Here is a 1397-nt window from a genome sequence, read left to right on the forward strand (position 1 = left end):
CCCCCCCGCAACCACCATCGCGGTCGCCACCACGGAAACCACCCTCACGGCGGTCACCACCACGGAAACCACCGTCACGGTCACCGCCGCGGAAGCCACCCTCACGCGGCGGGCCGGAGCGAGTGCGGTCACCACCCTGGTACCCGCCCTCACGACGGTCACCACCACGGAAACCACCATCGCGGTCGCCACCACGGAAACCACCATCGCGGTCGCCACCACGGAAACCACCCTCACGGCGGTCACCACCACGGAAACCACCGTCACGGTCGCCGCCACGGAAACCACCCTCACGCGGCGGGCCGGAGCGAGTGCGGTCACCACCCTGGTACCCGCCCTCACGACGGTCACCACCACGGAAACCACCATCGCGGTCGCCACCACGGAAACCACCGTCACGGTCACCGCCGCGGAAGCCACCCTCACGGGGCGAGCTGGAACGCGAACTGTCCCGGTCGCCGCCACGGAAACCGCCCTCGCGGCGGTCACCGCCACGGAACCCGCCGTCGCGGTCGCCACCGCGGAAACCGCCTTCACGCGGGGCGCTGGAACGCGAACCGTCCCGATCGCCGCCACGGAAACCACCTTCACGGCGGTCACCGCCACGGAACCCGCCGTCGCGGTCGCCGCCGCGGAAACCACCCTCACGCGGCGGGCCGGAGCGAGTGCGGTCACCACCCTGGTACCCGCCCTCACGGCGGTCACCACCACGGAAACCACCGTCGCGGTCACCACCACGGAAACCACCCTCACGCGGGGCGCTGGAACGCGAACCGTCCCGATCGCCGCCACGGAAACCACCCTCACGGGAAGGTCCGGACCGGAACCCACCGTCACGGGGAGCACCCGAGCGCGACCCGTCCCGGTCACCGCCGCGGTAGCCGCCCTCGCGGGGGGCGCTGGAACGCGAACCGTCCCGGTCACCGCCGCGGAAGCCACCGTCACGGCGATCGCCGCCGCGGAAACCGCCGTCACGCGGGGCGCTGGAGCGCGAGCTGTCCCGGTCACCACCACGGGAGCCAGAGTCGCGGCCGCCGGCGTATCCGCCTCGGGCGCCGCCGCTGTCACGGTCTCCCCGGTACGGAGGCCGGTCTCGGTCGTCGCGGCGCGGGCCGCGGTCGCGTCCGCCCGCACCGTCAGTACGGTCTTCGTAACGACGGGGACGATCTCCGCCCTGCGGTCCTGAACTCACAGGTACATCCTTCCTGATTGCGCCACCAATGGCGCTACGCAGTCGAGGGCCGACCCGGATGGGGCGGCCCTCGACTGGAAGATTGTCCGGCGGCGTCCTACTCTCCCACACCCTCACGAGTGCAGTACCATCGGCGCTGGAGGGCTTAGCTTCCGGGTTCGGAATGTAACCGGGCGTTTCCCCTCCGCCATGACCGCCGTAACTC

The 1397-nt window shown here is 71.7% G+C and carries 1 protein-coding gene and 1 rRNA gene; both read right to left on the minus strand.

Annotated features, from left to right (window positions below):
* The coding region (locus KBX26_RS31965) for a hypothetical protein (protein WP_210867116.1) at window positions 1-792 on the minus strand (792 nt) is incomplete at its 3' end.
* Between the two features lie 484 nt (window positions 793-1276).
* A 5S ribosomal RNA gene (gene rrf, locus KBX26_RS31970) occupies window positions 1277-1393 on the minus strand.
* Between the last annotated feature and the right edge of the window lie 4 nt (window positions 1394-1397).

It is taken from the genome of Micromonospora sp. C97, assembly GCF_018070385.1.
In the GTDB taxonomy this organism is placed as follows: domain Bacteria; phylum Actinomycetota; class Actinomycetes; order Mycobacteriales; family Micromonosporaceae; genus Micromonospora; species Micromonospora parva.